Here is a 24,292-nt window from a genome sequence, read left to right as displayed (position 1 = left end):
GAACGCCCGGACCCCGCTCGGCGGCCCCGCCCGGCGGCTCCGCCCGGTGGCTCCGCTCAGTGGTCGAGCGAGAGCCGGTAGCCGCGCTTGACCACGGTGGTGATCAGGCCGGGGGCGCCGAGCGACTGGCGCAGCCGGGCCATCGCGGACTCCACGGCGTGCTCGTCGTCGCCGCTGCCGGGCAGCGCGCGGAGCAGGTCGGCGCGCGGGACGACCCAGCCGGGGCGGTGGGCCAGGGTGCGCAGCAGGGCCATGCCGGCCGGCGGGACGGGGCGCAGCAGGCCGTCGACCAGGGCGGCCCGGCCGCGCAGTTCCAGGGTGTGGCCGGCCACCGGGAGCGGGCGGGAGCGGGCCGGGAGGGCGGCGGTGAGGGTCTGCACCATCGCGCCCAGCCGCATCCGCTCGGGCCAGACGGTGGGGACGTCCAGCGCGTCCAGGGGCGCGGCGGTGACCGGGCCGACGCAGACCGCCAGGACGTCGCGGCGCAGGGCGTGCAGCAGCTCCTCGGTGCGGCCGCGCTCGGCGGCCCGCTCCAGCAGGCTGATCGCGGCGGGCGCGGAGGTGAAGGTGACGGCGTCGACCGCGCCGGTGCAGGCCGCGTCGAGGAGGCGGTCGAGCGGGCCGGGGTCGGCGGGCGGCAGCCAGCGGTAGACCGGCACCTCGACCACGTCGGCGCCGGCGGCGCGCAGCGACTCGACGAAGCCGGGCAGCGGGGCGCCGTGCAGCTGGACGGCGATCCGGCGGCCGTCGACGCCCTGGTCGAGCAGGTGGGAGAGGACCTCGGCGGAGGACTCGGTGGCGGCGGAGAAGGACTCGCGCAGCCCGGCGGCGCGGATCGCGCCCTTGGCCTTGGGGCCGCGGGCCAGCACGGCGGCGCGGCCGAGGGCGGCGCGCAGGTCGTCGCCGAGGTCCCAGCCGTCGGCGGCCTCCAGCCAGCCGCGGAAGCCGATGCCGGTGGTGGCGACGGCCAGGTCGGGCGGGTCGGCGATCAGGGCGCGGGTGGCGGTGTGGAGCTCGCCGTCGTCGGCGAGCGGGACGATCCGCAGGGCGGGGGCGCGCAGCACGTCCGCGCCGCGGCGCTGCAGCAGGGCGGCGAGTTCGTCGGCGCGGCGGGCGGCGGTGATGCCGACGGTCCAGCCGGCCAGCGGGCCGGCCTCGGCGGGCCCGGCAGCTTCGGTGGGCTCGGCGGCGGCGGTCGCGGCTTCGGTGGGCTCGGCATCGGTGGGCGCCGGTTCGGCCGGCTGGCATCGGGTCGGGTCGGCCATGCGGTGTGGTCCTTAGCTGCGCGGCCCGGGGTGTCCTGGCGAGGGACGGGGCGGCGGTCGGGTGGGTGATCAATCGTGTCCGGTCGCGGTGTCACCCCCGGGTCGCCCCGATTACCGGCGTGTTTCGCGGCAGGTCGGGGCGGTCCGGGGGCTTCCGAGGGGGTGCTTGCGGGGTGCTTGCGGGGTGCTTCCGGGAGTGTGACGCCCGGTCAGACCCGGGTGAGGGCGGGGGTTTCGGTGGCGGCCCCGGCGGCGGGGCGGCGCAGGTAGACCGCCCAGGTGAGGGCGGAGCAGACGGCGTAGGCGGCGAGGAAGGAGACGAAGGCGGGGGTGCCGGACTTGGCGATCAGGAAGGACTCCCGGAAGGCGAGGTTGATGAAGAGCCCGCCGAGGGCGCCGACCGCGCCGATCACGCCGATCGCGGCGCCGGACATCCGGCGCGACCAGGCGGCGGCCTCCTCGGCGGCGGCCCCGGCGGCGATCCGGTCCTGGGCCTTGGCGTCGAAGATGCCGGGGATCATCTTGTAGGTGGAGCCGTTGCCGAGCCCGGCGAGCACGAACAGGGCGACGAAGCCGGTGAGGAAGACCGGCAGCGAGCGGATCGACGAGGCGTAGGTGACCGCGCTCGCGGCGGCGGCCATCGCGGCGAAGTTCCACAGCGTGATCCGGGCGCCGCCGTACCGGTCGGCGAGCTTGCCGCCGAGCGGGCGGATCACCGAGCCCAGCAGCGGGCCGAGGAAGGTGAGTTGGGCGGCCTGCAGCGGGGTGCGGCCGAACTGGTTCTGCAGCACCAGGCCGAAGGCGAAGGAGAAGCCGATGAAGGAGCCGAAGGTGCCGATGTACAGCACCGACATCAGCCAGGTGTGCTTCTCCTTGACGACGGCGGCCAGCGCGCCGGTGTCGGAGCGCATCGGGGCGAGGTTGTCCATGAACAGGGCGGCGCACAGCGCGGCGACCACGATCAGCGGCAGGTAGACGCCGAGCACCAGCCGCGGGTGGCCGGCTCCGGCCCAGGCGATCACGCCGAGCGAGACCAGCTGGATCACCGGCACCCCGATGTTGCCACCGCCGGCGTTCAGGCCGAGCGCCCAGCCCTTGTGCCGGGCCGGGTAGAAGGCGTTGATGTTGGTCATCGAGGAGGCGAAGTTGCCGCCGCCGAACCCGGTGAGCGCCGCGACCAGCATGAAGGTGGTGTACGAGGTGCCGGGGTGCATCACGTACCAGGCGGCCAGGGCGGGCAGGAGCAGCAGCAGCGCGGAGACCACCGTCCAGTTCCGGCCGCCGAACCGGGCGACCGCCACGGTGTAGGGGATCCGGACGAAGGCGCCGACCAGGGTGGGCATCGCCACCAGGAAGAACTTGCCGGCCGGGTCGATGCCGTACTCCTTGCCCATGAAGAGCACCATCACCGACCACAGGCTCCAGATCGAGAAGCCGATGTGTTCGGAGAGCACCGAGAAGGCGAGGTTGCGGCGGGCGGTGCGGCGGCCGGTGGCCGCCCAGAACGCGGTGTCCTCCGGGTCCCACTGCTGGATCCAGCGGCCGCCCGTCCTGCCGCGCGTGGTGGTGCCGTCCATGGGGCTGCTCCTTCGCGTTCCGTTGTCCTTGGGCATGACGCTAGGAACCCACGATTTCGGACTCGTTGTGCGGTGTGAAGGGCGCGGTACCGTCCGCTCACCCGGCCCGGGGGCGGCGTGTGAGGGCCCGGGACGCACGAGAGCCGCCCTCCGGTGAACGGGGGCGGCTCTGCGGTGCACATGGGGTGGTGGAGATGCCGGGAATCGAACCCGGGTCCAGTGAAGTGGATTCAGGACTTCTCCGAGCGCAGTCCGCTGTGAGTTTCTCGGCCCTGGCGGTCACGCGGACAAGCCGCCAACAGGCCCAGTCACTGTTTGGTTTCCCCGCCACCCCCGCGACCGGGGTGGAAGGTTGAGTTCCCTAGATTATGCCAGGATCCGGGTCGGGAACGCCCCGGGCTGACACCCATTCACTTTCGCAGATCAGGCTGCGAGAGCGAACTGCTGGGAATCGCGCTTAGAGTTGGCGATTATTTTTTTGCGACAGATGGTTAACGAGATCATTGCCGCGTTCCTCGGCTCGCTTCTCCTGTTTCGACTGTCACTGTCGAAACCGATCATCCCCATGTTTTTTTGAGAAACAGCTCCGGCGGGCGGGGCCCTCCGGGTGGTGCGCTGCCATAGTACTCAACCGGCGCGTCAAGGGTCCAGCGCATTGATGCCCGGGGGCGGCCCCGGTCCCGGACCGGGGCCGCCCGAGGTCAGTTCGCGCCGGGCAGGCCGGTCCGCTGGGCCAGCCAGGGCAGCGCCAGCTTGAAGCTCGCGGTGCCGAACTGCCAGTCGTGCTTGCCGGGGTGGACCTCGACCTTGGTCTCCAGGCCGGCCTCCCGGGCGGCCCGGTCCAGGATCTGGGCGCTCTCCAGGTGCTTGCCGCCCTCCTCGTCGCCGACCAGGAAGTAGCCGCCGGAGCCCCGGTAGGCGTCCTTCTTGGCCCGGCCGAGGACGGTCACCGGGTCGTGCGCGTCCCAGGCGGCGGCGTTCCCGCCGTACAGGTCGTTGATGGTGGTCTGCTTGCCGCCGAGGTTGGGGCCGGTGTCGCCGGAGATGTCGACGAAGTGGCCGAACACGTCGGGGTGCAGCACGGCCAGGTCCACCGCGCAGGTGCCGCCCATCGACCAGCCGGCCACCGCCCAGGAGTGCGGGCCGGAGGCGGAGCCGAAGGTCTTGGCGATGTACGGCGGGACGTCCTTGACCAGGTGGTCCTCGGCGTTGCCGGGCTTGCCGTTGACGCACTCGGTGTCGGTCTTGAAGTTCCCGGTGGCGTCCACCATCACCAGGATCGGGGCGTAGCCGTTGTGCGCGGCGGCGTACGCGTCGGCGGTGCTGATCGCCCCGCCGGCCCGGATCCAGTTGTCGGGCGCGGCGAACTGGCCGCCGATCATCTCCACCACCGGCAGCTTGGGCCGGACCTTGCTGCGGAACCAGGCCGGCGGCAGGTAGACCAGTTCGCGGCGGTGCTTGAAGCCGCTCGGCTCGGCGGGGATGTCCACCGCGACCACCCGGCCCGCGTTGGACCGGCCGACGGTGGCCAGCGCCTCCTCCAGCGTCATCTGCTGCGGCACCGGGGCGTCCGTCAGGTCGCCGAACGCCGCGTTCACGTTCGGGTAGTAACCGGTGGAGATGTTGATCGAGTTGGCGGCGCACAGCAGGGACATCCCGAGCGCCACCGGGACGGCGACCAGGTTCCACCAGCGGGCCCGCCGGATGCCGGCGGCCAGGCCGCCCAGGCCCAGCAGGGCGCAGCAGACCCAGAACCAGAGGCCGAACGGCAGCGGGTCCTGGACGTCGCCGAACAGCGACACCAGCAGGGCTATCAGGCCGGTGCCGGCCAGCGATCCGCCGACCACCCAGGGCAGTCTGCGGCGGAGCCAGAACGGGCTGAGCCGGAACAGGGTCCCGACCACCGCGACGACGGCCAGTATCCGGAAGGTCCACGGCAACCAGCCGCTCAACAGCGAGATGTCCACCCGCAGATGATACGGAGACGTCCGATCACGGCCCGCCGCCGGGCCCCGCTCCCGGGGCCCGGCGGCGGATCAGCCCTGGCCGGAGCGCCGGCGGGCGGCGGCCACCGCGCGGTCGGACTCGCGGCGGTCCTGGCGCTCGCGCAGGGTCTGCCGCTTGTCGTACAGCTTCTTGCCGACGGCGAGGGCGAGTTCGAGCTTGGCGCGGCCGTCCTTGAAGTAGAGCGACAGCGGGACCAGCGTGTGGCCGCTCTCCTTCGCCTTGGACTCGATCTTGCGGATCTCCATCTTGTGCAGCAGCAGCTTGCGCTTGCGCCGCGCCGAGTGGTTGGTCCAGGTGCCCTGGGCGTACTCGGGGATGAAGACGTTGTCGATCCAGGCCTCGCCGCCCTGGACGTACGCGTAGCCGTCGACCAGGTTGGCCCGGCCCTCGCGCAGCGACTTGACCTCGGTACCGGTGAGCACCATGCCGCACTCGTAGGTGTCGAGAATGGTGTACTCGTGCCGCGCCTTCTTGTTCTGCGCGACCAGCTTCTTGCCCGTTTCCTTTGCCATAGCCCGGTCATTCTCGCACTTCGGCGGCGGGCGCGGCAGCCCCTTTACGGCGCGGCGGGCCCGGCGGCCCCGGCGGCGGGCGCAGCGGGGGCGGCGGGGGTGCCGGTGGCGCCGGGGGCGGAGCCGCTCAGCCCGTCCAGCACCTTGAGGGCGAGCGCCTGCGGGTCCTCGCCGGCGGCCGGCACGTCGGGCTGGACGCCGGTGCCGTCCGGGGAGCGGCCGGCCGGGGTCTGGTAGCGGCCGACGGTGAGTTCCAGCACCGAGCCGTCGGCGAGCCGGCTGGGCTGCTGGACGGTGCCCTTGCCGAAGGTGCGGCTGCCCACCAGGACGGCCCGGCTGCGGTCCTGGAGCGCGCCGGCCAGCAGTTCGGCGGCGCTCATGGTGCCGCCGTCGACCAGCACCACCAGCGGGACGGCGGTGTCGCCGCCGGGGGCGGCGGTCAGTTCGCGGTGCTCGCCGTGCACCTGGTAGCTGGCCACCGGGCCGCCGTCGAGGAACACCGAGGCGGTGTCGACGGCCTCCCCGACCAGCCCGCCGGAGTTGCCGCGCAGGTCGAGCACCACGCCCCGGGAGCCGGCCTCGGCGGCCCGCACCTGCTCGGCGACGCCCTCGGTGAAGGCGTGCACGGCAATCCGGGCCACGCCGGGCGCCGGGTGCTCCACCTCGACCTCGCGGGTGGAGAGTTCGGCCCGGGTGAGGGTGAGTTCGCGCACCGGCCCGGCCCCGTCCCGGACGTCCACGGCGACCGTGCTGCCGGCCGGTCCGCCGCGCAGCCGGGAGACCAGTTCGGTGACCGGCAGTTGCTCGGCGGGCGCCCCGTCGACGGTGACCAGCCGCTGGCCGGGCTCGATGCCGGCCCGGGCGGCGGGCGAGCCGGGCACCACCTCGGCGACCAGGGTGGGCCCGCCGGCCTCCCGGTCCACGTTCAGCCCGACGCCCGCGTACCGGCCGCCGGTGAGGTCCGCGTACTGCTGCGGGCTCAGGTAGGCCGCCCAGCGGTCGCCGCTGTCTCCGACCAACTGCCGGGCCTGCTGCGGGGTGAGGTCGGCCCCGGCGAGGTCGGCGGGCGGCGGGCCCTCGGACGACGAAGGGGCCCGGGAGGAGCCGTCCGGCTCTCCCCAGGCCCCCGAGGCGGCTCCGGCGAACAGCACCGCGCCGAACACCAGGCCGAGCGTCATCCCCTGGCGTACCCGCTGCGGTGTCGGCATGCCCGCGAGTCTAGTGCCGCGGCGGGCCCGCCGGCCGGTGGCGCCGACGGTCCGTCAGACCTTCAGGTACTTGCGCAGGGTGAAGAACGCGGCCACGCCGGCCATCGCCATGCCGACCACGACCAGCAGCGGGATCACCGCCAGCACCGAGGACAGGCCGATGAAGTGGATGAACGCCACCTTCTTGGCCAGCCAGCCCTGGACGAAGAAGTGCCCGCCCAGCAGCAGCGCCGAGGCCAGCGCCGAGCCGAGCAGCGCGGCGAACGCGGCCTCCGCGATGAACGGCATCTGCACGTAGAAGTTGGAGGCGCCGACCAGCCGCATGATGCCGGTCTCGCGGCGGCGGCTGAACGCGGACACCCGGACGGTGTTGACGATCAGCAGCAGGGCGACGAACAGCATCAGCACCATGATCACGAACGCGGCGGTCTGCAGGCCGCGCAGCAGGCCGAACAGGTTCTCCAGGATCTTCCGCTGGTCCTCGACCGACTTCACGCCGGGCTTGCCGGCGAAGGCGCTCTGCACCACGTCGAACCGGGTCGGGTCGTTCAGCTTGACCCGCCAGGACTGCGGCATCGCGTCCGGGCCGACCGCCGCCAGCAGCGGGTTGTCCGGGTTGCTCTCCTGGAAGTGCTTGAACGCCTCCTGCGAGTTCTCGAAGGTGTAGTTCTGCACCAGCGGCATCTTCGCCAGGCCGTCCTTGACCGCCTGGATCTGGTCGTCGGTCGCCTCGCCCGACGCGCACTGCGGCGAGTTGTGGTCCGCCTTCGTGCAGAAGTAGATGCTGACCTCGACCTTGTCGTACCAGTAGTCCTTCATGGAGTTGACCTGGTCGCGGACCAGCAGCGAGGCACCGGCGAGGGCGAGCGACAGCGCGACACTGACCACGACGGCGATGGTCATGGTCAGGTTGCGGCGGAGACCGACGCCGATCTCCGACAGAACGAACTGGGCGCGCATGCTTCTCTCTTCTAGCTCTGGTAGCCGTAGACGCCGCGGGCCTGGTCGCGGACCAGCAGGCCCTTGTCGAGCTCGATGACGCGCTTGCGCATCTGGTCGACGATGGCCTGGTCGTGGGTCGCCATCAGCACGGTGGTGCCGGTCCGGTTGATGCGGTCGAGCAGCTTCATGATGCCGACCGAGTTCTGCGGGTCGAGGTTGCCGGTGGGCTCGTCGGCGATCAGCAGCATCGGCCGGTTCACGAACGCGCGGGCGATCGCCACGCGCTGCTGCTCACCGCCCGACAGCTCGCCGGGCATCCGGTCCTCCTTGCCGCCGAGGCCGACCAGGTCGAGCACCTCGGGCACCACCTTGTTGATGGCGCTCTTCGGCTTGCCGATGACCTCCAGGGCGAACGCCACGTTCTGCCCGACGGTCTTGTTCGGCAGCAGGCGGAAGTCCTGGAAGACGGTGCCCAGTTGGCGCCGCATGTGCGGCACCTTCCAGTTCGAGAGCTTGCCCAGGTCCTTGCCGAGCACGTGCACGTCGCCGGTGGAGGGGCGCTCCTCGCGCAGGCACAGGCGCAGGAACGTCGACTTGCCCGAACCGGACGAACCGACCAGGAAGACGAACTCGCCCTTCTCGATCTCCAGCGAGACGTTGTCCAGGGCCGGACGGTTCTGCTTGGGATAGGTCTTGGAGACGTTGTCGAATCTGATCACGGCTGCATCACGGGGGCCATCCTAGGTGGATCGGAGCCAGTGACCTTACGCGATGCCCAACTGCACCCGCAGTCGCCGGACGCCTACTGACCGTGGTTTCGTCAGGTGTTGTTCGGGTTCGCCCCGGAAATTGCGAGCTACGTCACAGATCGATAACCCTTCTCCTCCGGGAGCCGAGGGGTGGGGAACCTGGCAGAGTGGTAAGCAGTCGGAACCGAATCCGCCTCCGGCACGTTGGCTATGCAGCAAGGAGGAGATCGCATGACCTGCGACCAACTGGTGTGCGCCAACTGCAACGGCCGCGTGAGCGACGGCCGCTGCCCGGTGTGCCGCGCCAACCGGGCCCGGCTCCAGCAGGAGCAGCACGGGCCGTTCGCCGCGCTCAACCCCGCGGTGCTGCTCGGCCTGCTGTTCGCCGCGGTGCTCGTGCTCGCCCTGCTGCTGCGCTGACCTCGGACCACGAACCACAAACCACGGGAAGGGCCCCTCCGCCACGGCGGAGGGGCCCTTCCCGTTCTTGCCTTGCCGCTCTTTAACCGCGCGTTCAGTTCTCGCGCTGCTTGCGCCAGCGGATGCCCGCCTCGATGAAGCCGTCGATGTCGCCGTCCAGCACCGCCTGCGGGTTGCCGACCTCGTGCTCGGTGCGCAGGTCCTTGACCATCTGGTACGGGTGCAGGACGTAGGAGCGCATCTGGTTGCCCCAGGACGAGCCGCCGTCCTTGAGCGCGTCCATCGCGGCGCGCTCCTCCTGGCGGCGGCGCTCCAGCAGCTTGGCCTGGAGGACGTTCATCGCCGAGGCCTTGTTCTGGATCTGGGAGCGCTCGTTCTGGCAGGAGACCACGATGCCGGTGGGCAGGTGGGTGATCCGGACCGCGGAGTCGGTGGTGTTGACGCCCTGGCCGCCGGGGCCGGAGGCGCGGTAGACGTCGATCCGCAGGTCGCCCTCGTCGATGTCGACGTGGTCGGAGGTCTCGACGACCGGGAGCACCTCGACGCCGGCGAAGGAGGTCTGCCGGCGGCCCTGGTTGTCGAACGGGGAGATCCGCACCAGGCGGTGGGTGCCCTGCTCGACCGAGAGGGTGCCGTAGGAGTACGGCGCCTTGACGGTGAAGGTCGCGGACTTGATGCCGGCCTCTTCGGCGTACGAGGTGTCGTAGACCTCGGTCGGGTAGCCGTGCCGCTCGGCCCAGCGCAGGTACATGCGCATCAGCTGCTCGGCGAAGTCGGCGGCGTCGACGCCGCCCGCCTCGGCGCGGATGTTGACCAGGGCCTCGCGGGCGTCGTACTCGCCGGAGAGCAGGGTGCGCACCTCCAGCTCCTCGACGGCCTTCTGCACGGCGACCAGCTCGGTCTCGGCCTCGGCGCGGGTGTCCGCGTCGTCCTCGGCCTCGGCCAGTTCGAACAGGACGCCCAGGTCCTCGACCCGGCCGCGCAGGGTCTCGACCTTGCGCAGCTCGCCCTGGAGGAAGGAGAGCCGGCTGGTGACCTTCTGCGCGTTCGCGAGGTCGTCCCACAGATTGGGGGCGGCTGCCTCCTCCTCCAGGGTCGCGATGTCGGCCCGGATCTTGTCCAGGTCGAGGACGGCCTCGATCGACGCCATGGTCGAATCGAGGTTCTTGAGCTCTTCGGAAGGATCGACGGCTGCCACGCCTCAAGGGTAATGGTTCGGCGGGGGGGCTCGGCTACAACCGGGGGTACCAGCCGGTGTGCACCGCCGCGGAGGCGCCCGCGGGGGGCTCGGCGGCGAACGCCGTCCACGCGGCGGCGGCGCCCGCGAGCAGCAGGACCACGGCGATCAGCACGGCCAGGGTGCGGCGGCGGCGGATCATCTGGGCCCGGGTGCGGCGGTGCGGGCCGGCCGCGGGGCGGTCGCGCTGGGCCCGGGACTCCTCGGCGTAGGAGGCCAGCTCCTGGGCGGAGGGGCGGCGCAGGCTGGTGTGGGTGTCCCGGGTGGAGTCGGGCTGCGGGCCGGGCACCAGCGGGACGGCGGGGCCGCGGCGGCGGCGGTGGGTGCCGCTGCCGGCGAAGGCGTCGCTCTCGGCGTAGACCGCCTCGCCGGGGGTGGGGACCTCCTCGGCGGCGGCGCGCTGCTCGGGGACGGCGAGCGGGCCGACGCCGGCCAGTTCGGGCAGCAGGGCGCGCAGCCGGGCGGCCAGCTCGGCGGCGCGCAGCCGGGAGGCGGGGGCCTTGGCCAGGCACTCGGAGATGATCCGCCACAGGCCGTCCGGCATGCCCTCGACCGGGGGGACGTTCTCGGTGACGTGCCGGCGCAGCACCGCGCCGGTGTGGCCGCCGCCGAACGGGGTGGTGCCGGTGAGCAGTTCGTACAGCACGGTGGCGGTGGCGTAGATGTCGACGGCGGCGCGCGGCTCCAGGCCCTCGATGATCTCGGGGGCGAGGTAGTCGGGGGTGCCGATGATCCGGGTGGCCCGGGTGCGGCGGGGGGCGTCGACCAGGCGGGCGATGCCGAAGTCGGTGAGCTTGGCGCGCGGGGCGCCGCCGGGGCCGGGCGGGGCGGCGAGGTCGAGCAGGACGTTCTCCGGCTTGACGTCGCGGTGCACGATGCCGGCGGCGTGCGCGGCGGCCAGGCCGTCGGCGACGTCGGCGATCACCGAGGCGGCGACCAGCGGGCTGAGCACGCCGTCGCGCTCCAGCCGGGTGCGCAGGTCGCTGCCCTGGACCAGGTCCATCACCAGGGCGAGGTCGCTGCCGTCGACCACCATGTCGTGGACGCCGACCACGTGCGGGTGGTCGAGGCCGGTGAGGGCGGCGCGCTCCTGGACGAAGCGGCCGACCAGCACCTGGTCGGCCGCGAGGTCCTCGCGCAGCAGCTTCACCGCGACCGGGCCGTCGGGGCCCTCGCCGAGCCACACGGAGCCGGCCGAGCCGCGGCCGATCACCTGGTGGACGGTGTACCGGCTGCCGATCTTGCGTGCCAATGCTGCTCCGTGGGCTCGTGTAGGTCGGTGCTCGACGAACAACCTACGCGCCCGCGGGGCCTCCGGGGGCCGCGGAGGGCCCCCGGGGAGGTACCGATCCGGTGGAATTTCGCGAGATTGTCGACAAAGCGTCAATTCCACTGTCAGGTATGGCTGGTGACCCAGTTCCGGGCCGAGTCGTACCAGCCGACCACGTTGTCCCAGTAGTGCGGCAGCGGCGTGAAGTTCCACAGCGCCAGGCAGCCGACCGCCAGCACCACCAGCACCAGCAGGCAGCCCTTCAGGCAGCCCAGGCCGGGGATCCGCATCCGGTTGGGGCTGCGCCGGCGCGGCTCGCGCTCGCGCTCCCGCTCGCGGGGCGGCTCCGGCTCCGGGCGGCGCTGCGGGGCCGGCGGCTCGGCCCGGCGCTGCGGGGCGCCGTAGTTCGGCGGCGCCTCGTAGCCCGGCTGCCCGCCGTAGCCGGCCGGCTGCTGGTGCTGCTGCTGCGCCTGGTACGGCGGCGGGGCGACCGGCGGACGGCCGCCCCGGCCCTGCTGCGGGTGGCCGCCCTGCTGCGGCTGCTGGGGCTGGTACGGGCCCTGCTGCGGGGCGTAGCGGCCGTCCTGCGCGGGCCGCTGGTAGGGCGGCGGGGCGACCGGCGGGCGGCCGCCGGGGCCCGGCTGCGGGTAGCCGCCGCCCTGCTGCGGGTGCTGGCCGGCCTGGTACGGGCGCGGGGCGACCTGCGGCTCGCCGGGGCCGTCCGGATCGAAGTAGCCGATCCGGGTCTGCGCGTTGCGGTCCCGGGCGGCGCGCAGCTGGGTCTGCCAGGGGTGCGGGCCCTCCGGCTGGGCGGGGGCCTGCTCGGGGGCGGGCGGCACCGCGGGCATCACCCGGGTGCGCTCCGCGGGCGGGGCGGCGGGCGGCTGCGGGGCGATCAGCTGGGTGCGGTCCTCGGTGCCGGGCGCCGGCGGCTGGTGCGCCATGACCTGGGTGGCGGCGGCCGGGTCGTAGCCGACGCCGGCCAGGGTGGCGTCGTGCGCGCCGGCCGGGGCGGCCGGCGCCGGGGCGGGCACCAGCAGGTCGCCGACGGCCAGCGCGGCGTCCACCGCGGCCGGGGAGGAGTGCACCCCGACGCCGGCCGCGACCACCCGCAGCGCCTCGGCCAGCGAGACGGCGGTGGGGCGCTGGGCCGGGTCCTTGCGCAGGCAGCGCTCGACCACCGTCCACAGCGGCTCGGGCATGGTGCGGGGGCGCTGCGGCTCCTGCGCGAGGTGGGCCTGCAGGACCGCCAGCGGGTTGTCGCCCTGGAACGGCGGGCGGCCGGTGACCAGTTCGTACAGCATGATGCCGGCGCCGTAGACGTCCACCGCGGCGGTCTGCGGGCGGCCGTCGGCGGACTCGGGGGCGACGTAGACGGGGGTGCCGACGAACTCGTGGGTGCGGGTGATGCCCGGGGAGTCGGCGAGCCGGGCGATGCCGAAGTCGGTGAGCATCGGGTGCATCCGCTCGTCGCCGTCCACCGCGAGGGTGGCCAGCAGCACGTTGGCGGGCTTGAGGTCCCGGTGCACGACGCCGTCGGCGTGGCTGGCGGCCAGCGCGTCGGCGATCTGGGCCATCAGCAGGGCGCCGGCGATCGGCGACAGCGGGCCGGACTCGCGCAGGTAGCGGTACAGGTCGGGGCCGTCGACCAGGTCCATCACCAAGGCGAGCAGCTCGCCCTCGACCACCAGGTCACGGGTGCGGACGATGTTGGGGTGGGTCAGCCGGAGCAGGACGGAGCGCTCGCGCAGGAAGCGCATCACCACGTCCGGGTCGGCGGCGAGCTCCTCGCGCAGCACCTTCACCGCGACCGCCTGGCCGGGCAGCAGGCCCGGCACGGCGGCGTCCTCGCGCACCCGGCCGCGCCAGACCGTGCCGGTCGCTCCGCGTCCGAGGCTCTCCTCGAGCAAGTACTTGCTGCCGACAGGCCGCACCTGTGCACTCCGTTCGGTCACCCGGCGCCCGCTGCCGGGGCCGCGTTCCGGCACTCCCCCGTTCCCGTGAACGGCGCCGGGGCCTGGGGAGTCCGCCCGGGCGGGCGGGCTCCCGTATTTCGGCAACTCTAACGGTGCCCGAGCGGGTTTCCGAGGCGTTGCCCGGCCGGGCCGCGCGCTGTCGGCCGGGCGGGCGTCCGGGGCTCCTTGACCTGACTCCCCGTCGGATTCACCATGGCGATGATCGCAAGATCGTCAAATCCGGTACCGTGCGCGGACTGTCCGTCCCGAGTGGCAGGATGGCACGCACCACACGTGTGCAGAAGGGACCCCGGGCGAGATGCAGATCCGGCTCACCGTCCTTCGACCGCGCAGCGGCCCGGCCGCCCCCGGCAGCACCGGCGGCACCGGCAGCGCCGCCGACGTGCTGGTCACCGCGCCGGACGGCACCGCGCTCGGCGCCGTCGCCACCGCGCTGGCCGGAGCGGTCGGCGTCCGCGGCCCCCGCTCCGCCACCCACGTCCACCTCTACGACGGGGAACGGCGGTTGGACGAGCAGACCCCGCTCGGCCACCCCCCGCTGGTGGACGGCGCGGTGCTCTCCCTCGGCGAGCCCGACCCGGACGCCGAGGGCGCCGACGAGCGCCCCGCCGCCGAGCTCCGGGTGGTCGGCGGCCCCGACGCCGGCGGCGTCCACCGCCTGCACGGCGAGCGGATCCGGATCGGCCGCTCCGCCGAGGCCGACGTCCCGCTCGACGACCCCGACGTCTCCCGCCTGCACCTCGCCCTGCACCTGGCCGCCGACGGCCGCGCCACCGTCCAGGACCTCGGCTCCACCAACGGCACCCGGCTCGACGAGCAGTGGCTGCGCGAGGAGTCCGCCGACGTCGCCCCCGGCGCCCTGCTGCGGATCGGCGAGTCCACCCTCCAGCTCGCCCGCACCGCGGACACCCCGGCCCGGCCCACCGTCCCCGACGGCGAGGGCCGGCTCCGGCTCGCCCCGCGCACCGGCGCCCGCACCGCCCCCGGCCGCCCGCCGCTGCCGCCCGGCCCGCCCGAGCCCGAGCAGGCCCCCGCCACCGGGCGCGGCGGCCGCTGGCTGCGCCGCGGCAAGGCCGAGGCGCCCGCCCCCGACGGCGGCCGCCAGCACGACGCCGCCCGGCTGCGGCAGGCCGCCAACCAGCGCGAGCGCTGGCCCGACCCGGCCGCCCTGCTGCTCACCGCGCTCGGCACCGGCCCCCGGCTGTGGGAGCGCGGCCCCGACCACCCCGACGCGCTCACCCTCCGGCTCGGCACCGCCGACCTGCCCGCCGGCCCCGGCGCCGTCCCCGGCGCCCTGCTGCCCGCCGTCCCCGTCACCGTCGACCTGCAGACCGCCGGCAGCCTCGGCCTGGCCGGCCCGCGCCACCGCCTCACCGGCCTGGCCCGCGCCGCCCTCGCCCAGCTCGCCGCCCTGCACCCGCCCAGCGGCCTCGCCCTGGTCGTCGTCGCCGCCGGGCAGCCCGCCGAGGACTGGGCCTGGGCCCAGTGGCTCCCGCACCTGCGCCCCGCCCACGGCCAGGCCTGCCGGCTGCTCTACGGCCTCGGCCCCGAGCAGGCCGAGGCCCGGCTCACCGAGCTCGCCGCCGCCACCCCCGGCCCGCCCGCCACCGTCGTCCTGGTCGACGGCGACCCCGGCACCGAGGCCGGCCGGCACGCCCTCGCCCTGCTGCTGCGCCAGGGCCCCGCGGCCGGCGTCTTCGCGCTCTGCCTGGCCGCGGCGCCCGAGGAACTCCCCACCGGCCTGGGCGCCGTGGGCACCGTCACCGGCGAGGTCTCCACCCGCCTCACCCTCGACCGCCCGGCCAACGGCACCCGCGAGCGCCTCACCGACGTCGCCCTCGACGCGGTCTCCCCCGCCTGGGCCGAACGGCTCGCCCGCACCCTCGCCCCGCTCACCGAGGCCGACACCGGCGCCTCCCCGCGCGGCCCGCTGCCCGAGGCGCTGCGCCTGCTCGACCTGCTGCGCTCCGAGTCGCTCTCCCCCGCCCGGCTCGCCGAGAGCTGGCAGGCCCTGCCCGCCGGGGCCGGCGGCGCCACCGCCCTGCTCGGCACCGCCCGCGGCGCCGGCGGCGAGGAGAACTGCGCCGTCGACCTCGCCGAGGACGGCGACCACCTGCTGATCGGCGGCGGCCCCGGCTCCGGCAAGTCCGAACTGCTGCGCAGCCTCGCCGCCTCGCTCGCCGTCTCCGAACGGCCCGACCGGCTCGCCCTGCTGACGGTCGACGGCGACCGCGCCGAGGACGGCGGCCTGGCCGGCTGCACCGACCTCCCGCACGTCACCGGCCACGTCAACGCCGCCGAGGACCCGCGCGGCGCGCTGCTCGCCGCCGAGCGCCTCACCGACGAACTCGCCCACCGCGAAGCCCTGTTCGACGGCCTCACGTTCACCGACTGGCACACCCGGCGGGCCCTCGCCAAGACCCCCGCCCTGGTCGGCGGCCCCGCCGCCGACCCCGCCCCGCAGGTCCGGGTGGTCGAGCCGCGCCGCTCCCCCGACGCGCCCCCGCCCCCCGCCGCCGACGCCGCGCCGCCCCGGCTGGTCGTCCTGGTCGACGACTACGACGCGCTGCTCGGCCCCGCCTCCCCCGGCGGCCGCCCGCTGGCCCGCGCGCTGGCCGCCGTCGCGGTGCACGGCGCCCGGCTCGGCGTGCACGTGGTCGCCACGACCGGCTCGCCCGAGAGCACCGCCGGCACCGAGCTCGACGAGTGCGCGCAGCTGCGGATCGCCCTGCGCACCGAGCAGCCCGGCGACTCCGACCTGCTGGTCCACCTCCCGGACGCCGCCGCGCTCCCCGGCACCACCCCCGGCCGCGGCTACCTGCGCCGCCCGGACGGCGCGGTCACCGCCTTCCAGGGCGCCCGGGTCAGCGGCCGCATCCCCCGCACCGCGACGCTGCGCCCCACCGTCGTCGCCCAGCGCCTGGAGGACCACGGCGCCGCGCCCTCCCCCCGTCCGGTCCGCGAGCTCGGCAACGGCCCCACCGACCTGGCGCTGCTCGCCTCCGCGCTGCGGCGGGCCACCGAGAACTGAGCCTCAGCCGGCCGGGTGCGGCAGGTAGCGGGGCTCGGGGTGCGGCCAGGTGAAGTCCAGGAAGAGCGGGTAGTCCCGGCGCTCCAGGCAGCGCAGCAGGAACGCGTCGAAGCTGCCGCGGGTCGCGTACCACTGGCCGGTGTCGCTGAACACCGCGATCGGCCAGCGGTCCGGGTCGGGGCCCTGGGCGAGGAAGAACCAGGCGCCGCCGTAGCGGTCGGAGCCCCAGCCGATCAGGCCGCCGGGTTCGGGGTGGTACGGGAACGGGTCGAAGTCCGGGTTGCGCTCCTGGCCCTGCCGCCACCCGTACCAGGTGCCCCACAGGGCGCGGGCCTCCGCCGCGGTGCCGTCCACCGGCCCGAAGACGGTCAGGAAGCCGTCCAGCACGCCCGGCCCCCGGCGGTCCACGAACGCCTTGTACGCGCCCGGCAGCGGCACCCCGAGCAGCGCCTCGGCGGCGTCCCAGCTCGCCGGCGCCCCCGGCCGTCCGGGCTCCCCCAGCAACTCGTCCAAGCGTTCCGTCACGCCCCCATCATCCCCGCCGGGCGGGACGGTTCGCACCGCCCCCCGGCCCGGTTCAGCCCGCGGCGTCCGGGAGTTGGGGCGGGCAGGAGCCGCCGGGGGCGGTGAGGAGCTCGAAGTGCCACATCTCGTTGGCGTAGACCTGGCAGAGGCCGTAGCGGGTGCCGTGCCGGCCCAGCCAGTCGGCGGCGTCGGTGGGGCCGACGTCGACGGCGTGGCCGGAGACGTGGGTGGACTTCTCCGGGGTGTTGACGTAGCGGCGGGCCAGGTCGAGGGAGCCGTAGCGGCCGACCGCCCGGTCGAGCAGGCGCTGCTGGTACGAGGGGCTGCGCCGGCCGGAGGTCAGCCGGAGCTCGACGCCCTGCGCGCGGGCGTCGGCCGCCGCGGCCCGGACGGCGGCGAGCAGCGCCGGGTCGAGGCCGCGGACCGCGGGGACGTCCGCGTCGACGGCGACCGAGCCGCCGGCCGGGATCCCGTCCCCCGCGCCGTCCCCGCCGCCGCCGGGGACCAGGCTGTACGCGGCCACCGCGCCGAGCAGCGCCACCGCGCCCAGTCCGGTGATCGTGGTCCGTGCGCTCTTCTTCATCTCCGCCTCCCGGCCGTCCGTGTCTGGGTCCCGGGCCCATTGCAGGTCGGCGGGTGTTGCGCGGGCGTCTGCGCCGGGGCATACGTTTTCGACATGCCCGGCGGTGTCCAATGGCCGGGGGCGTCGAGGAACGGGAGCGGTGCGTGCGGGTGCTGGTGGTGGAGGACGAGGAGTACCTCGCCGAGGCCGTGCAGGCGGGACTGCGGCTGGCCGCGATCGCCTGCGACGTGGCGGGCGACGGCGAGTCGGCGTGGGAGCGGCTGGCGGTGCACCGGTACGACGTGGTGGTGCTGGACCGGGACCTGCCGGACGTCCCGGGCGACGAGGTGTGCCGGCGGATCGTCGCGGCCGGGCTGGGCTGCCGGGTGCTGATGCTGACCGCGGCGGCCCGGCTGGACCAGAAGGTGGCCGGATTCGAACTGGGCGCCGACGACTACCTGACCAAGCCGTTCGACCTGGCGGAGCTGGTGGTGCGGCTGCGCTCGCTGGCCCGCCGCCCGGCCCAGGGCGCGCCGCCGGTGCTGGAGCGCGCGGGCCTGCGGCTGGACCCGTTCCGCCGCGAGGTGTACCGGGACGGCCGCTACGTGGCGCTGCCGCGCAAGCAGTTCGCGGTGCTGGAGGTGCTGATGGCCGCCGGCGGCGGCGTGGTGAGCGCCGAGGACCTGCTGGAACGCGCCTGGGACGAGCACGCCGACCCGTTCACCAACGCCGTCCGGATCACCATCTCGGGCCTGCGCAAGCGGCTCGGCGAGCCGTGGGTGATCCACACCGTGCCGGGCGTCGGCTACCGGCTGGACGTGCGGTGACCCGGCCCCGGCGGCTGACCGCCCGGATGCGGCTGACCCTCAGCTACACGCTGTTCACCGTGACCACCGGCGTGCTCTGCCTCGCCGTGGTGTACGTGGGCATGAAGTACGTGCCCAACTACCCGCTGATGCCCGCCAATCCGCGCGACCGGGCGGACGCGCCGTCCCGGCAGGAGATCCTGGAGTCGCTGCTGGCCGCGTCCGGGTACGCGCTGGCGCTGCTGACGGCGGTCGGGATGGCGGGCGGCTGGCTGGTGGCGGGGCGGGTGCTGCGGCCGCTGCAGGAGGTGACGGCGGCGGCCCGGCGGGCGTCCGGCGGCGACCTGGGGCACCGGATCGCGCTGGCCGGGCCGCGCGACGAGTTCACCGAACTCGCCGACGCGTTCGACGAGATGCTGGCCCGGCTGGAGCGCTCCTTCGACGCCCAGCAGCGGTTCGCCGCGAACGCCTCGCACGAGCTGCGCACCCCGCTGGCGATCAACCGGACGATGCTGCAGGTCGCCGCGGCCGACCCGGCGCACCAGGACTGGCCGAAGCTGGTGGCCCGGCTGCAGGACACCAACCAGCGCGGCATCGAGGTCACCGAGGCGCTCCTGCAACTGGCCGAACTCTCGCACCGGGAACCGGAGTCGGCGCCGCTGGAGCTGTCGGCGGCGGTCCGCGAGGCGCTGGCCGCGACAGCGGCGGAGGCCGCGGCGCTGGGCGTCGCGGTGGACGCCGCCCTGGACCCCGCGCCGACCACCGGGAACGCGGTGCTGCTCCGGCAGGCGGCCGTCAACCTGCTGCAGAACGCGCTGCGGCACAACCTGCCCGCCGGCGGCCGGGCCGAGGTCCGCACCGGCCCGGACGAGCGGCGGCCGGGGTGGGTGCGGCTGGCGGTGCGCAACTCCGGCCCGGAGCTGGACGGGGCGCTGGTCGACACCCTGACCGAGCCGTTCCTGCGCGGCCGGGGCCGGACCGCGCAGCGCGACCCGGCGCGGCGCGGCCACGGGCTGGGGCTGGCGATCGTGGCGGCGGTGGTCCGGGCGCACGGCGGGGAGCTGCGGCTGGCCGGCCTGCCGGAGGGCGGCCTGGAGGCGGTGCTGGCCCTGCCGGGCCGGGACTAGGCCCGGCCCGGCCGCAAACGGCCGGGGGCCGGGAGCGACGCGTGTCGCTCCCGGCCCCGGCCTCGAACCTCCCCCGGCTCAGCGGCCGTTGCGCAGCAGGGTGCGGATCACCCGCATCGCGACGGAGAGGCTGGAGAGTTCGTAGTTGTCCGAACCCCTTATGTCGTCGAGGGTGGTGCGGGCCCGGCTGAGCAGGGTGCCGTTGAGGGCGGCCCAGGCGGTGTAGCGCTCCTCGGGGCTGGAGCCGGCGGGCCCGGCGGCGAGCACGTCCGCGGTGAGGGCGGAGTGCGCGGCGAACAGGTCCTCGCGGATCGCGGCGCGGGCCATCGAGGACCAGCGGTCGGTGCGCGGCAGGTCGATGACCCGGTCGAGCAGGTGGCTGATCTGGAGCCGGTCGCCGAGGTCGTAGTACAGCTCGGCGACCTCCATCACCTCGGTGTCCGAGCGGTCCGCGACGCCGACGATGTCGAGGGTCGGGAACGCGGAGGACAGGCCGGCGATCCGGGTGGCCAGTTCGTCGGGGACGCCGGCCGCGGACAGCTCCTGGTGGACGGACTCGAACCAGGCCAGGTCCTCGCCGGTGAGCGGCTTGGGCAGCGCGTCCCAGACCTGGTTGACCCGGTCGTGGAAGAACGCGATGGTGTCCGCGATGTCCAGCGGCTGGCGGTTGTTGAGCATCCACCGGGTGGCGCGCTCGACCAGGCGGCGGGAGTGCAGCCGCATCTTGGTCTGGACCCGGGCGGCGACCTGGTTGTCGAGGCGCTCGACCTGGTCCCAGATCTGCTCCAGGCCGAAGACCGCGCGGGCCGCGGCGTGGGTGCGGGCGATCTCCTCCATGGTCGCGCCGGTCTCCTCGCGGAGCCGGAACGCGAAGGTGCAACCGCCGCGGTTGATCGTGTCGTTGACGATCAGGGTGGTGATGATCTCGCGGCGCAGCGGGTGGTGGTCGATCTGCTCGGCGAACCGGGCCCGCAGCGCGCTGGGGAAGTACGCGTGCAGCACGTCCCGGAAGTACGGGTCGTCGGGCAGGTCGGTGGCGAGCAGCTCGTCGGCGAGGGTGATCTTGGTGTAGGCGAGCAGCACCGACAGCTCGGGCTGGGACAGGCCGCGGCCGGCCTGCTGGCGGTCGCGGATCTGCTTCTCGGTGGGCAGGTACTCCAGGGCCCGGTCGAGCTGTCCGTTGGACTCCAGCCGGTTGATCATGCGGGAGTGCACGTTGACCATGCTGGCGGCCTGGGCGACGGCGTTGGCGAGCACGACGTTCTGCGCGTAGTTGTTGCGCAGCACGAGGTGGCCGACCTCGTCGGTCATCTCGGCGAGCAGGGCGTTGCGCTGCTTGACCGTCATGTCGCCGTCGGCGACCACCTGGTTGAGCAGGATCTTGATGTTCACCTCGTGGTCGGAGGTGTCGACGCCGGCCGAGTTGTCGATGGCGTCGGTGTCGATCCAGCCGCCGTTGCCCTGCGGGCCGCCGGTGGAGGCGAACTCGATCCGGCCGAGCTGGGTGCAGCCGAGGTTGCCGCCCTCGCCGATCACCCGGGCCCGGACGTCGCCGCCGTTGACCCGGATCGCGTCGTTGGCCTTGTCGCCGACCTCGGCGTTGGTCTCGGCGGACGCCTTGACGTAGGTGCCGATGCCGCCGTTCCAGAACAGGTCGACGGGGGCCTGCAGGATGGCCTTCATCAGCTCGGCGGGGGTGAGCTTGGCGGCGTCGATGCCGAGCCGCTCGCGGACCTGCGCGGAGAGCTGGATGGCCTTGGCGGAGCGCGGGTAGACGCCGCCGCCGGCCGAGATCAGCGACTTGTCGTAGTCGTCCCAGGAGCTGCGCGGCAGGTCGAACAGCCGGCGGCGCTCGGCGTAGGAGGCCGCGGCGTCCGGGTTCGGGTCGAGGAAGATGTGCCGGTGGTCGAACGCGGCGACCAGCCGGATGTGCTCGGAGAGCAGCATGCCGTTGCCGAACACGTCGCCGGACATGTCGCCGATGCCGATGACGGTGAAGTCCTCGGACTGGGTGTCGACGCCGAGTTCGCGGAAGTTGCGCTTGACGGACTCCCAGGCGCCGCGGGCGGTGATGCCCATGCCCTTGTGGTCGTAGCCCGCCGAGCCGCCGGAGGCGAACGCGTCGCCGAGCCAGAAGCCGTACTGCTCGGCGACGCCGTTGGCGATGTCGGAGAAGGTCGCGGTGCCCTTGTCGGCGGCGACCACCAGGTAGGTGTCGTCCTCGTCGTGCCGCACCACGTCCACCGGGTGGACGACCTCGCCCGCGACCAGGTTGTCGGTGATGTCGAGCAGCGCGGAGATGAAGGTCTTGTACGAGGCGATGCCCTCGGCGAGCCAGGCGTCCCGGTCGATCGACGGGTCGGGCAGCTGCTTGGCGACGAAGCCGCCCTTGGCGCCGACCGGCACGATCACGGTGTTCTTGACCATCTGGGCCTTGACCAGGCCGAGGATCTCGGTGCGGAAGTCCTCGCGCCGGTCGGACCAGCGCAGGCCGCCGCGGGCGACCTTGCCGAAGCGCAGGTGGACGCCCTCGACGCTGGGCGAGTACACCCAGATCTCGAAGGCGGGGCGCGGCGCGGGCAGGTCGGGGATGGCCTTGGGGTCGAACTTCATCGACACGTACGAGTGCCAGCGGCCCTCGCCGTCGTGCTGGAAGAAGTTGGTCCGCAGGGTGGCCTTGATCAGGTGCAGGAAGGAGCGCAGGATGCGGTCCTCGTCCAGCGAGACGACCTCGTCGAGGGCGCCGGTGAGCTCCTCGAGGATGCCCTCGGTGAGTTCGCCGCTGCCGGACTGGTGGCTGGGCGAGAGCCGGGCCTCGAACAGGTTGACCAGCAGCCGGGTGGTGTGGGTGTTGTTGCGGAGCGCGTCCTCCATGTAGTCCTGGGAGAACGTGGAGCCGGCCTGCCGCAGGTACTTGGCGTAGGCGCGCAGCACCACGGCCTGGCGCCAGGTCAGCTTGGCGGTGAGGACGAGCTCGTTGAAGCCGTCGTTCTCGGCCTCGCCGCGCCAGGTGGCGGCGAAGGTGTCCTGGAAGCGCTCGCGGTCCTCCTCGGTGAGGTCGGTGCCCTCGCGGAGCCGGAGGCCGAAGTCGACCACCCAGGCGGTGGTGCCGTCGGTGCGGCGCAGCGCGTACGGGTGCTCGTCGAGGACCTCGACGCCCAGGCGCTGCAGGACGGGCAGCACCTCGGTGAGCGAGATCGGGCCGCCGACCCGGTAGATCTTGAAGCGGCGCTCGTCGTCGCCGGCGCCGACCGGCTGGTACAGGTTGAGCCGGAAGTCGCCCTCGCCGGTGAGGGATTCGATCTGCTTGAGGTCGGCGACGGCGGTGCGCGGCGGGAAGTCGGCGCGGTAGCCGTCGGGGAAGGCGTTGGCGTACTTGTGGGACAGCTCGGCGGCCCGCTCCTCGCCGAACTCGGTGCCCAGCTGGTCGTTGAAGCCGTCCATCCAGAACCGGGCGGCCTCGGCGAGCCGGTTCTCGATCCGCTCGATGTCGGCGTCGGACAGCTGCGGCAGCTCGGTGCCGGGGGCGACCCGGATCACGAAGTGCAGGCGGGTGAGCACCGACTCGGTGGCGTACACCGTGTAGTCGATGGCGTCGCCGTTCAGCTCGGTCTTGAGGATGTCGGTGAGGGCGAGCCGGATCCGGGTGGTGTAGCGGTCGCGCGGAAGGTAGACGTACGCCGAGTAGTAGCGGCCGTACTCGTCCTGGCGCAGGAACAGCCGCAGCCGGCGGCGCTCCTGGAGGTACAGCACGCTGGTGGCGATCGACTGGAGCTCGGCGGCGGCGGTCTGGAACATCTCGTCGCGCGGGAAGGTCTCCATGATCTGGAGCAGGTCGCGCCCGTCGTGGCTGTCGCCGGAGAAGCCGGCCCCGGTCATCACCTCCTGGACCTTGCGGCGCACCACCGGGATCCGGGTGACGGACTCGGTGTACGCGGCGGAGGAGAACAGGCCGAGGAAGCGGCGCTCGCCGACCGGCTCGCCGGCGGCGTTGAACTTCTTCACGCCGACGTAGTCGAGGTAGGCGGTGCGGTGCACGGTGGCGCGGCTGTTGGCCTTGGTGAGGACCAGCAGCTTCTTCTCGTGCGCCTTGGCGCGGACGGGGGCGGAGAGCCGGCCGAACGCCTCGGAGACCGGGTGGTGGTCGGTGTCGTGGCTGAGCGGGTCGGCGCGCAGCACGCCGAGGCCGGTGCCGGCCACCGCCTTGAGCACCTCCTCGCCCTCGTGCTCGACCAGGTCGTACTCGCGGTAGCCGAGGAAGGTGAAGTGGTCGTCGGCGAGCCAGCGCATCAGCTCCCAGGCCTCGCCGACCTCCTGCTCGGGCAGGTGCGCGGGGGGCTCCTCGGCGAGCTCGTCGGCCAGTCGGAGCGCGGAGTCGCGCATCTTCGACCAGTCCTCGACCACCTCGCGGACGTCGCCCAGCACCCGGCGCAGGCCCGCTTCGAGGGTGCGCAGGTCGTCGCGGTCGGTCTCGCGGTCGATCTCGATGTGCATCCAGGACTCGACCACCGCGTCCTCGGGCCACTCGGTGCCGGCGGCCTGGGCGCGGTTGCACGCGTCGGTGTCGAGGATCTCCAGCAGCTTGCCGGTGATGTCGCGGCGCACGGCGAGCTGCGGGTGGACGACCAGGTGGATGGCGCGGTCCAGGCGGGTCAGCTCGTTGGTGACCGAGTCGACCAGGAACGGCATGTCGTCGGTGACCACCTCGACCACGGTGTGGCCGCAGGACCAGCCGTTCTCCTCGACGGTCGGGGTGTGCACCCGGACCTCGGCGGTGCCCTGCGGGCGCTTCAGGCCCAGCCGGTAGTGGGAGGCCGCGGCCCCGTACACGTCCACCGGGTCCCGGTTGATGACGTCCTCGGGGGCGGTGTGGAGGTAGTAGTGGTGCAGGTAAGCGGCCAGAGCACCGTTGCTCAGGCCCTCCCCCGGCGCCGCTCCCCCCACCTGGCTGTTCTCAGCGGCTGCTGCTGCTTTCCTGAGCAGGTCGGCCTTGGCTGCGTCCAGCTTGGTCTGCATGGCTGTTTGGCTCCTGTCGCGCGCCGTTGCGTGACTCGGTGATGACTGTGGGTGCACCGCCG

Annotated in this window: 17 protein-coding genes and 1 other RNA gene; 4 read left to right on the top strand and 14 right to left on the bottom strand. The window is 74.0% G+C overall.

The genetic code is table 11. From position 1 onward, the window contains the following. Positions 1-56: 56 nt before the first annotated feature. The 8 genes from IH44_RS0112710 to ftsE form a co-directional block, all read right to left on the bottom strand. Positions 57-1,265 carry a uroporphyrinogen-III synthase gene (locus tag IH44_RS0112710; protein ID WP_030459608.1) on the bottom strand — a complete coding sequence of 403 codons (1,209 nt, stop codon included), beginning with the start codon at positions 1,263-1,265 and terminating at the stop codon, positions 57-59. Positions 1,266-1,474: 209 nt separating this feature from the next. Continuing rightward, on the bottom strand, positions 1,475-2,842 hold the full coding sequence (locus IH44_RS0112705; protein ID WP_030459607.1) for a NarK/NasA family nitrate transporter: 1,368 nt from the start codon (positions 2,840-2,842) through the stop codon (positions 1,475-1,477). A gap of 186 nt (positions 2,843-3,028) precedes the next feature. Further along, positions 3,029-3,407, bottom strand: a transfer-messenger RNA (tmRNA) gene (ssrA, locus tag IH44_RS43645). Positions 3,408-3,543: 136 nt separating this feature from the next. Next, on the bottom strand, positions 3,544-4,809 hold the full coding sequence (locus IH44_RS0112700) for an alpha/beta hydrolase family protein (protein WP_081966862.1): 1,266 nt from the start codon (positions 4,807-4,809) through the stop codon (positions 3,544-3,546). Between the two features lie 69 nt (positions 4,810-4,878). Then, positions 4,879-5,361 (bottom strand): SsrA-binding protein SmpB, encoded by a 483-nt coding sequence (gene smpB, locus IH44_RS0112695; RefSeq protein ID WP_030459605.1) that lies wholly within the window; start codon positions 5,359-5,361, stop codon positions 4,879-4,881. Positions 5,362-5,405: 44 nt separating this feature from the next. Continuing rightward, entirely contained in the window at positions 5,406-6,569 is a 1,164-nt protein-coding gene (locus IH44_RS0112690; protein ID WP_081966861.1) for a S41 family peptidase, read from the bottom strand. A 54-nt stretch (positions 6,570-6,623) separates the two neighbouring features. Further along, a complete protein-coding gene (gene ftsX / locus IH44_RS0112685; protein WP_030459603.1) occupies positions 6,624-7,529 on the bottom strand; it encodes a permease-like cell division protein FtsX in 906 nt (301 codons plus the stop codon). 11 nt (positions 7,530-7,540) lie between these two features. Beyond that, positions 7,541-8,230 (bottom strand): cell division ATP-binding protein FtsE, encoded by a 690-nt coding sequence (gene ftsE, locus IH44_RS0112680; protein WP_030459602.1) that lies wholly within the window; start codon positions 8,228-8,230, stop codon positions 7,541-7,543. 261 nt (positions 8,231-8,491) lie between these two features. Here ftsE and IH44_RS0112675 point away from each other — a divergent pair, with 261 nt between their 5' ends. Continuing rightward, entirely contained in the window at positions 8,492-8,680 is a 189-nt protein-coding gene (locus tag IH44_RS0112675) for a hypothetical protein (protein ID WP_030459601.1), read from the top strand. A 94-nt stretch (positions 8,681-8,774) separates the two neighbouring features. Here the strand turns inward: IH44_RS0112675 and prfB are convergent, their stop codons facing one another. The 3 genes from prfB to IH44_RS0112660 all read right to left on the bottom strand — a co-directional run bounded on the left by prfB (position 8,775) and on the right by IH44_RS0112660 (position 13,121). Then, positions 8,775-9,878: a peptide chain release factor 2 gene (gene prfB, locus IH44_RS0112670; protein ID WP_030459600.1), complete on the bottom strand. Its 1,104-nt coding sequence runs from the start codon at positions 9,876-9,878 to the stop codon at positions 8,775-8,777. Positions 9,879-9,912: 34 nt separating this feature from the next. Beyond that, entirely contained in the window at positions 9,913-11,169 is a 1,257-nt protein-coding gene (locus IH44_RS0112665; protein ID WP_030459599.1) for a serine/threonine-protein kinase, read from the bottom strand. Positions 11,170-11,312: 143 nt separating this feature from the next. Continuing rightward, positions 11,313-13,121 (bottom strand): serine/threonine-protein kinase, encoded by a 1,809-nt coding sequence (locus tag IH44_RS0112660; protein WP_035954884.1) that lies wholly within the window; start codon positions 13,119-13,121, stop codon positions 11,313-11,315. A gap of 340 nt (positions 13,122-13,461) precedes the next feature. Between IH44_RS0112660 and IH44_RS0112655 the strand changes: the two genes are divergently transcribed. Continuing rightward, on the top strand, positions 13,462-16,194 hold the full coding sequence (locus IH44_RS0112655) for an FtsK/SpoIIIE domain-containing protein (protein ID WP_030459597.1): 2,733 nt from the start codon (positions 13,462-13,464) through the stop codon (positions 16,192-16,194). Positions 16,195-16,197: 3 nt separating this feature from the next. Here the strand turns inward: IH44_RS0112655 and IH44_RS42720 are convergent, their stop codons facing one another. Both IH44_RS42720 and IH44_RS0112645 read right to left on the bottom strand, forming a co-directional pair. After that, positions 16,198-16,719, bottom strand: coding sequence for an SMI1/KNR4 family protein (locus IH44_RS42720; RefSeq protein WP_157852292.1), 522 nt, complete (start codon positions 16,717-16,719; stop codon positions 16,198-16,200). 52 nt (positions 16,720-16,771) lie between these two features. Continuing rightward, positions 16,772-17,302, bottom strand: coding sequence for a M15 family metallopeptidase (locus IH44_RS0112645; protein ID WP_030459595.1), 531 nt, complete (start codon positions 17,300-17,302; stop codon positions 16,772-16,774). Between the two features lie 143 nt (positions 17,303-17,445). Between IH44_RS0112645 and IH44_RS0112640 the strand changes: the two genes are divergently transcribed. Next, positions 17,446-18,108, top strand: a complete 663-nt coding sequence (locus IH44_RS0112640) for a response regulator transcription factor (protein ID WP_030459594.1) — start codon at positions 17,446-17,448, stop codon at positions 18,106-18,108. Next, a complete protein-coding gene (locus IH44_RS0112635; protein WP_030459593.1) occupies positions 18,105-19,214 on the top strand; it encodes a HAMP domain-containing sensor histidine kinase in 1,110 nt (369 codons plus the stop codon). Before IH44_RS0112640 ends, IH44_RS0112635 begins: the two co-directional genes overlap by 4 nt. A 78-nt stretch (positions 19,215-19,292) precedes the next feature. On the opposite strand, the gene IH44_RS0112630 is transcribed toward IH44_RS0112635, so the two are convergent. Beyond that, complete coding sequence (locus IH44_RS0112630; RefSeq protein ID WP_030459592.1) at positions 19,293-24,230, bottom strand: NAD-glutamate dehydrogenase; 4,938 nt, start codon at positions 24,228-24,230, stop codon at positions 19,293-19,295. Between the last annotated feature and the right edge of the window lie 62 nt (positions 24,231-24,292).

The organism is Kitasatospora sp. NRRL B-11411, assembly GCF_000721345.1.
GTDB lineage: Bacteria > Actinomycetota > Actinomycetes > Streptomycetales > Streptomycetaceae > Kitasatospora > Kitasatospora cineracea.
Note: the sequence above shows the minus strand (reverse complement) of the source record. Positions and strands in the feature narration are given on the sequence as shown.

Excerpts from the sequence above, each read along its gene's own strand:
- ftsX (WP_030459603.1), bottom strand. The coding sequence starts at position 7,529 with ATGCGCGCCCAGTTCGTTCTGTCGGAGATCGGCGTCGGTCTCCGCCGC.
- IH44_RS0112705 (WP_030459607.1), bottom strand. The coding sequence starts at position 2,842 with ATGGACGGCACCACCACGCGCGGCAGGACGGGCGGCCGCTGGATCCAG.
- IH44_RS0112645 (WP_030459595.1), bottom strand. The coding sequence starts at position 17,302 with ATGAAGAAGAGCGCACGGACCACGATCACCGGACTGGGCGCGGTGGCG.
- IH44_RS0112655 (WP_030459597.1), top strand. The coding sequence starts at position 13,462 with ATGCAGATCCGGCTCACCGTCCTTCGACCGCGCAGCGGCCCGGCCGCC.
- IH44_RS0112710 (WP_030459608.1), bottom strand. The coding sequence starts at position 1,265 with ATGGCCGACCCGACCCGATGCCAGCCGGCCGAACCGGCGCCCACCGAT.
- IH44_RS0112630 (WP_030459592.1), bottom strand. The coding sequence starts at position 24,230 with ATGCAGACCAAGCTGGACGCAGCCAAGGCCGACCTGCTCAGGAAAGCA.
- IH44_RS0112675 (WP_030459601.1), top strand. The coding sequence starts at position 8,492 with ATGACCTGCGACCAACTGGTGTGCGCCAACTGCAACGGCCGCGTGAGC.
- smpB (WP_030459605.1), bottom strand. The coding sequence starts at position 5,361 with ATGGCAAAGGAAACGGGCAAGAAGCTGGTCGCGCAGAACAAGAAGGCG.
- IH44_RS0112690 (WP_081966861.1), bottom strand. The coding sequence starts at position 6,569 with ATGCCGACACCGCAGCGGGTACGCCAGGGGATGACGCTCGGCCTGGTG.